The organism is Halomonas sp. BC2 (genome assembly GCF_002078115.1).
GTDB lineage: Bacteria > Pseudomonadota > Gammaproteobacteria > Pseudomonadales > Halomonadaceae > Vreelandella > Vreelandella stevensii.
This window is the reverse complement of the sequence record NZ_LFGT01000002.1, coordinates 1-7,282: the sequence shown is the minus strand read 5'-3', so window position 1 is coordinate 7,282 and position 7,282 is coordinate 1. Positions and strand designations below refer to the sequence as shown.

Below are 7,282 nucleotides of genomic sequence, written 5' to 3'. Positions count from 1 at the left end.
AGGCGCTGCGCGCCTCGCGCTATCCTTCCCCGGCCTGGAAGGCCGAGGTTTGACGCGCAATTTGATCAGGACGAAGCCATGCCGCCCCACTCCGCACACCGCGCGCTACCGTTTTCCACCAACTGCATACACTTGATCCCGATGAGAGGGCGCTGGACACGCCGTTTCACAAAGCGCTCGACGAGCCCTTGAGAGCGGGCGACACGCTGCAGCTGGACGGCATGACGCTGAGTGTCGAAGGGATTCTGGGGGGAGCGCGTTACCACCGTGGCGCTACAGCTGGCCACGCAACCACCGGAAACTTGAGAGCAGCGCTCCCATGGCGTCACACCGCCATGGGGGCTTTGACGTCGCGCTTCAGGCGGCTTCGTAAGCGGCCTTGAGACGATAGAACTCAGCCACGATGGCCGCCATCTCGCTGTCGTCGTAGTTGCACAGGCCGCTGACCACCAGCTTCTTGGAACCCACGCCCACGGGCTGGCCAGAGGACTGAATGGAGAACTCCAGCAGCGCATCGGCACGCTTGCCCTGGACTTCGAGAGACGACTGGGTCAAGGCGAGATCCGGTGACAGCGCATCCAGCCGGTCCAGACAGAAGCCCATGCTGTCGTAGATCACCAGCGGGCGCTTGGGGTTGAACATCACCCCGTGCTGCTCCATCAAGGGCTTCAGATAGTGCGGGAAATTCTTGCCCGAGAAGGCCACGTAGCAACGCGCGAAGGCTTCCACGGCCGCTTCGTCACGGGTGACTTCCCCTCGGCGTACCACCTGCAAATAGCACTTTCCGCTCTCGTCGCAGACATGGATATCGCCGTTGTCGGCTTCGCTAAACTTGAGCGGTGTATCAGCGCCTACCATATTGGTGAAGCGAAATTCCATTTGTCGCGACAGCCCGAACTTCACCAGTACCAGCGTGAACAACAAGTCGCCGGGCACACAGAAACGCCGTGCGTCCGGGTTGTGAATCGGGTTGTAATCGCCGGCCACGCCCTTGGCGAAGCGACTGGCCTGCTCGGCGGAGATCACCACGTACTCTCCGCGCTGCGCGTAAAAATCCTTGAACATGGCTTTGCTGCCTGCCTAGCGTTGAAATCGAAAACCCATAACTGCCCTACGTCGCGCATAATGCCATAAAACACGCGCCAACAGGAGTCATCTGCCAGGATGCTTGTATGACCAACGAGACGCCCCCCACGCCGCGCCGCTGTCCCCCCTTGATCTATGCCTTGGTGGCCGTGATCCTGGTTGCTCTAGTGTGGCTGGCGGGCAGCTACTGGCTGCTCAATAGCCAGTGGTTGCCGCGCCAGATCTCCACCATCGACGGCGTAGAGGTGCGCTGGTCGAGTGCCCAGAGCCTGCACCCCGGCCGCTGGGAAGTCGAAAACCTCTACTTGGCCCGGGACGATGCCGCCCTGCCCCTCTCGGTAGAAGCCGAACGGGCCACCTTGTCGCTCTCGCTACTGGCCCTGCTGCGTGGCGAACTCTACCTTCACGCCCTGAATGCCGACGGCATTCGCCGCCTGACGGTTGGCGATCTGGCGCTGGAGGCCGAAGGCCAGCTGCAGGTCATGGATACCCAGCTTAGTCAGGATCGGCTGACCTTGCCGCATGTGTCGCTGGACATTACCCAGGGCAGCCTGGTGCGGCTCAGTGATCAGACCACCTTGATCCAACAGATCGACCTGCGCAGTACGGCGTCGCTGGCCGAGACCGCTACCCAGGCATTACGGGGGGAGGCCCTCGAAGAAGCGCTCTTGAGCGCCCTGGATGCGCGGCTGTCGCTGACCGCCCAGGCCGATGCCTGGGACGTGTTCATGCCCTATCTGGAAGCGTTGCCGTGGCTCAGCCTGGCGGGCCGCGGAGAGCTCCAGGGTGACCTTGCGCTGGTGGCAGGCGAACTGCAGCCCGACAGCGAGCTGGTACTGACCGCGCCCGTCCTGGAGCTTGCGCTGGATGAGCAGCGCCTGGCGCGCCGCGATGAAGCACGCCGCTGGCTGCTCGCAGATGCCTCGCCCCCACGCCACACCGCCACCGGCGAAGGCCAGGTACGTCTTGCGGTGGAAGAGCAGCAACTGCGCTTTTCCACCCGTCTGGCACAGGTGACGCTGGCCGAGACGACGCCTTCCGACACCCGCCCCTATGCCACCGATACCCAACTGACCCTGGCCACCGAGCTTCCCAACCAGCGCCTGGACCAGTTGGCGCTCCCTACCCATGCCACGCTGGCCCTCTCTGGCCAGGTCACTAGGCTGGATATGCTGGACCGCTACCTGACCACCGCGCTGGAAGGCCAGGGCATCAGGCTCACTGGCGAGGGGAGTATCGATGCCCGGCTTGCCCTGCGCGACGCACGCCCCTACCAGGCCGAGCTGGCCATCGAGGCCCCAGCACTGGGTGCAGCGCTGTTGGACTTCACCACCCAGGGCCAAGGCACCCTGAATGCGCAATTGAACGAAGATGAGCAGCTGCACGCCACGCTGGCACTGCGTGATGCCGAGCTGTATCACCAGACGCGCCAACTGATGGCCAACGCGCAGCTGACCCTGGACGCCACCAGCCCCCTCGACCCCGAACAGGCCAGGCAGCAGGCCACGGCACGGCTGAGCTGGGCAGAAGCCACGCTCCCCGATCTGGGCGTACTGCAACCCTACCTGGCAGGCCTGCTGCCCTCTCCCGCCCCGTTGACACTACAGCGCGGCAGCGCCACCAGCCGGGGACAACTGGAGTTCGACACACAGGCCATGCAGGGTGAGCTGCACCTGGCGGGCAATCAGCTGACCACCGGCTGGCAGCGGGGCGATCAGCGCGGCACCCTAGTCAGCAACGCGCAGTTGCAGCTGACGATACGCCAGGCCGCGCTGGACGGCACGGCGCTGGATATCAGCGGCTCACGGCTGCGCTGGCAGGTGGCCGACGAGCACGCCCTGGAGGAGCCACTGGAGAGCATCATCGTGCTTCGTGATGGGCAGTTTCAGCGCCGGGCAGGCGTGCCCAGCGGGCAGTTCCGCGTCGACGGCAGCGTTCAACGGCTCAGTTTTCTCAACGCTTTTTTACCGGATGCCCATGGCATCAGCCTCTCGGGCGAAGGCCAGCTCTTCTTGCAGGGGGCGTTTCGTGACGACCAGTTCCAGGCCCCCACACGCCTGAGGGTCAACGCCAATGAGCTGGCCGTGACCTTTCTGGACTATCTCGCCACAGGGCGTGGAGAGCTGACCGCGCAGTTGGACAGCTCCGAACAGGCGCGGCTTTCACTCGGCATTCCCCAGTTTGCCCTGAGCCATCAGGACGACGGTCGCCCTCATCTTCAAGGCCGCCACCTGGCGCTGACCACCCAGACAGACCGCTTCAGTGAGATGCTGGAAGCCGCCGCCCCGGAGCACTTCGTGACCCGCATCGTGCTGCCCATCACCGAAGTGCCGGACATGACCCGCTACAACCGTTTTCTTCCTGACGATGCCGGGGTGGAGCTGCTCTCCGGCCACGCCAGCCTGAGCAGCGAATGGCTGCTGGAAGGGCTGCAGGCACAAGGGGAGATTACCCTGCGCGCTTTCGAGACCGAGCTGGCCCTGCTGGACCAGCGGCTGCGTGGGGATATCGCCATGCAGCTAAGGCTCACCGACGGCGACCTCGATGCTCGCCATTTCACCGCCAGCGACTCCTATGTGCGGCTGGAGAACATGTTCCGCCAAAGCGAGGAAGGGGCTCAGGACGCGGGCTGGTGGGTGCAGCTCGACCTGCAGCAGGCACGGTTGGTGTGGGGCGACCCGCTGCAGCTGACCAGCCAGCTGCGCTTGGGGATGCGCGACTCCGGCTTGTTGGCGCGACTTTTTTTAGCCCGCGCCCGAGAGCGCGACTGGCTGGGGCGGCTGCTCGACGTACAGCCCATCGAGGGCAGCGCTGAACTGAACATCGACGGCGAACAGATTCGGCTGGCCAACCTGGCGCTGACAGGTGGCCCCCTGTTGCTACTGTCGGATATCACCCTGGCCCATCAGCAGGCCAATGGCGCGCTGTATGCCCGCCTGGGGGCGCTGGGTATCGGTGTCGAGCTGGTGGAGAGCGAGCCAACCCTGCGCGTCATTCAGCCTCGGCGCTGGTTCGATCAATGGCGCGCCACCCAACGCCCATAAGTACCGGCAGGCGCTTAGCGACGACGCTCGCGGCGAATCATGCGCACCCGCTCCTTGGCCTTCTGGGGCGTCGAGAGCGAGGTGGTGTGTGGCTCTGTCGTGTCGTCGGCTTCGTCGTGTTTGGGCGGCACGGTCACCCAGGCAAACACCGGCAGCGCCAGGTGCCAGTGAATCGCCGCCAAGCGCAGCCCCAGGGTGACACTCAAGGCAGCCGCAATGGCAAGCGTCAGCGGTGCCTGCAAGGATTGGAGCACCACATAGACGATCCCGCCCGCCATGGCGGCGGTGGCATAGATCTCTTCGCGCAGCACCATGGGCACCCGCTGGGCCAACACGTCACGAATCATGCCTCCCGCCACGCCGGTCATCATGCCCATGAGTACCGCCACCACCCCCGACGTGCCCAGCAGCAGCGCCTTGTGGGTACCGATCACGGTAAACAGCGCCAGGCCGAAGGCATCCGCGATGGGTAAAAACCCCCGAGACAGACGATGGATATAGTGAAATCCCACCAACGACACGCCCACCGTGGCGAGGATGACCCACAGATACGTGGGGTCGGTGACCCAGAACACCGGCCGGACACCCAGCACCAGATCCCTCAAGGTGCCGCCGCCAATCCCGGTCACCGCCGCCAGCACCAGCATGCCAAACGGGTCCATCCGCGAACGGCAGGCCAAAATGACTCCCGACAGGGCAAACACGATCACCCCCGCCAAATCCAACCCGTAAATTACCCCCGACACGCAGCGCTCCTTTGATGCGACCCTGAAGAGGCGGGCAGAATATCACTGTTGCGGCCGGTGCGTAGCGGATTATGCGGGCAAGGTGACGTTAATGTTCCTGACGCTCGAGCCACTCGCGCAGAAACGCAATTTCACTCTCTTGAGCCGCGATAATCTCCTCGGCGAGCTGGCGAATCTCTGGGTCATCGCCATATTCGAGCACGATCTCGGCCATCGCAATGGCGCCTTCATGGTGCGGAATCATGCCCTTGGCAAAGTCCACGTCGGGGTCTCCGCTGAAGGCCATGTTCATATCTTCATGCATACGGTCATTGGCCGCCTGAAAAGCGGCGACGGCCGGATTCTCTGAAGGTGATGCGGCCTGCCCATGGGCGTCGCTGTCTGATGAGTGATGATGCGCATGGCTGAGCGGCGCGATCAGCGCCCCTGCGAGCATCATGGCACCTACCCAGTACGGCCTGCGCATGGCGGGTAGAAGGCTCTGGGTGACACTTTGGCAAACGTTGGACATCAGTGTGCTCCTCAATGGCTGATTGGCTTTGCCTGCCTCTGTCAGGCAGGACGCTATCGTCACGATAGATTAAAAGTCTAAAACCTTGGGGCAGCACAGAGGTCAAGAGGCCTAAGGTCTAGGGTCTCCCCATTTTCCGGCGTGTCATCGGCATAGTCCTCCTGAGGAGGTGAACAAGTCTGGTATTCGTGCCTCGGCGTCTGGCGCTCTTCTCCAGAGGGGATAGAAACACTTCGGCCTTGAGCAAACAGCCGTTGCCAGCCCCGCTGCAGGCTATAGAACGGGAATATCAGCCGGCGGTGTCGCTTCTGACGTTGCGCGTGCCGCACCAACTCCGGCGCTCGGTCCTGATAGGCCGCAAGCAGTGTCATTTCCAACAATTGTTGCGACTAAACAATAATTGCTGCGACAATCTCTATGTTGAGTTTACATAGAGTGCGCCTTTGTGACCGTTTCTCTTAAACAATCCAGAACCTTTAGCTTCCATGATGGCACCCTAAAAAACGAGGCAGAGCGCTTGGTCGTTTGGTGGTACGGGCCTATATTTAAGAACAATCGCTTACGAAGCGTCCCTAAAATCCATATCTTCTTAAGAACCATCGACCATGAAAATAACTTAGGAGGCGTGATGAGACGTGAGACTGTCTTAACGCATCTTGGGCTATTGAGAATAGGGTCAGTATGGGAAAAGGGCGTGAGTAGCTCGCGTATTGCCTACGAGGAAAGAAAATTCTCCGTTTCTTTTTCTCCAGGCGGCTGGCGAATTGTCACCTTAGATGATTTACGACAATCAGGACGAAGCCTCTATACCGCTTTTCATGACTCGAACTACTTACCCCAGAAAAATCAGCACAAAACATACCTGATTGAATTTGACCTTCCAGATGGCAAACACTTGCTCATCCCTTGCACAGAATTTTTTATTCGCGTTTACGGCCGATCTTCTGAAATCAAGCGAGTGCTCGCCACTTACCCTTGGGAAGAAGTCAAAAAACGTCTTTATCGACCGCTTGATGCGCCTGCATCCCCAGGTACGTGGCCTGTCAAATTTACCTATCATGTTCATAAACACGATGCCATTTTGCTCGCGCATATGTTGTACGATCCGTATGCCAAGCGCGCTGCAAAATATATATATTCACAATTTGAAACCAGCTCCACGCCAGATGAGATGCTTTTAAAAGCCACCCCATGGTTTCAAGGCAGCGGGGAAATCTCTGTTTCTGGCGTTCCAATTGATGGTGGCAACACATTCCTAGGCTTGCAGATATTAGGCTGTACGCAGCCCGATGGTGCCACGATCCACCGCGAAAGAGAGAAGTCAACGACAGTACCAGCCACCGATGGCGATGATGCTCCCACTCAATTTCCCTATCATCAGCTTCAAGACATCCCCGATGTCATTGACCTGACGGATGATGAAGAGCCCGACCATGGCTCTTCTTGGCTAGACCTTCCTGAGGACGAATTCGTTATTTTAGGTAAGCCTCGCGCCGTCTTGGATAAACGATATACTCGAAAAAATGTGCCCGATACACGAGGCGTCCCCGTTCCGGGTGACGAAACTATTTTCTCCACTGGGGAGCCGCATGGATCAGGAAAAGGGGTCGGACAGGCCTCTATTCATGCTCCTATTACACTGGAATCACAGGGCTTTCTACGTGATATGTGGAATGCGCTTCTCTATTTGCAATCGGCCTATCCCGAAACGATTCGTGGCGTTAGCTGGTTTACCTTTGAAGACGGCTTTAGCACTTCCCCCGACCCTCGGTTGATCAGCCTCGAACCTTTCGAAATAGACGAGGAGGTGGAAACGTCAGTCGCTAATTGGGTTTACATTGATACTCAGACCAAGGTACCTCGCGGGGTGCTCGTCGTTCGGGTGCATGTGTTAG

General features: G+C 60.2%; 5 protein-coding genes. 2 read left to right on the top strand and 3 right to left on the bottom strand.

The window, feature by feature from the left end; genetic code table 11:
* Nucleotides 1-357: 357 nt before the first annotated feature.
* A complete protein-coding gene (locus B7L71_RS00595) occupies nucleotides 358-1,065 on the bottom strand; it encodes a DUF3581 family protein (protein WP_039175785.1) in 708 nt (235 codons plus the stop codon).
* A 107-nt stretch (nucleotides 1,066-1,172) separates the two neighbouring features.
* On the opposite strand from B7L71_RS00595, the gene B7L71_RS00590 reads away from it, so the two are divergent.
* On the top strand, nucleotides 1,173-4,130 hold the full coding sequence (locus tag B7L71_RS00590) for a hypothetical protein (protein ID WP_081135164.1): 2,958 nt from the start codon (nucleotides 1,173-1,175) through the stop codon (nucleotides 4,128-4,130).
* A gap of 14 nt (nucleotides 4,131-4,144) precedes the next feature.
* On the opposite strand, the gene B7L71_RS00585 is transcribed toward B7L71_RS00590, so the two are convergent.
* A complete protein-coding gene (locus B7L71_RS00585; RefSeq protein ID WP_081135162.1) occupies nucleotides 4,145-4,876 on the bottom strand; it encodes a trimeric intracellular cation channel family protein in 732 nt (243 codons plus the stop codon).
* Between the two features lie 88 nt (nucleotides 4,877-4,964).
* Nucleotides 4,965-5,387 carry a CopM family metallochaperone gene (gene copM, locus B7L71_RS00580; RefSeq protein ID WP_016916437.1) on the bottom strand — a complete coding sequence of 141 codons (423 nt, stop codon included), beginning with the start codon at nucleotides 5,385-5,387 and terminating at the stop codon, nucleotides 4,965-4,967.
* A 445-nt stretch (nucleotides 5,388-5,832) separates the two neighbouring features.
* Here copM and B7L71_RS16865 point away from each other — a divergent pair.
* Nucleotides 5,833-7,282 (top strand): hypothetical protein (locus tag B7L71_RS16865; protein ID WP_139790006.1); only part of this gene is annotated, 1,450 nt, incomplete at its 3' end.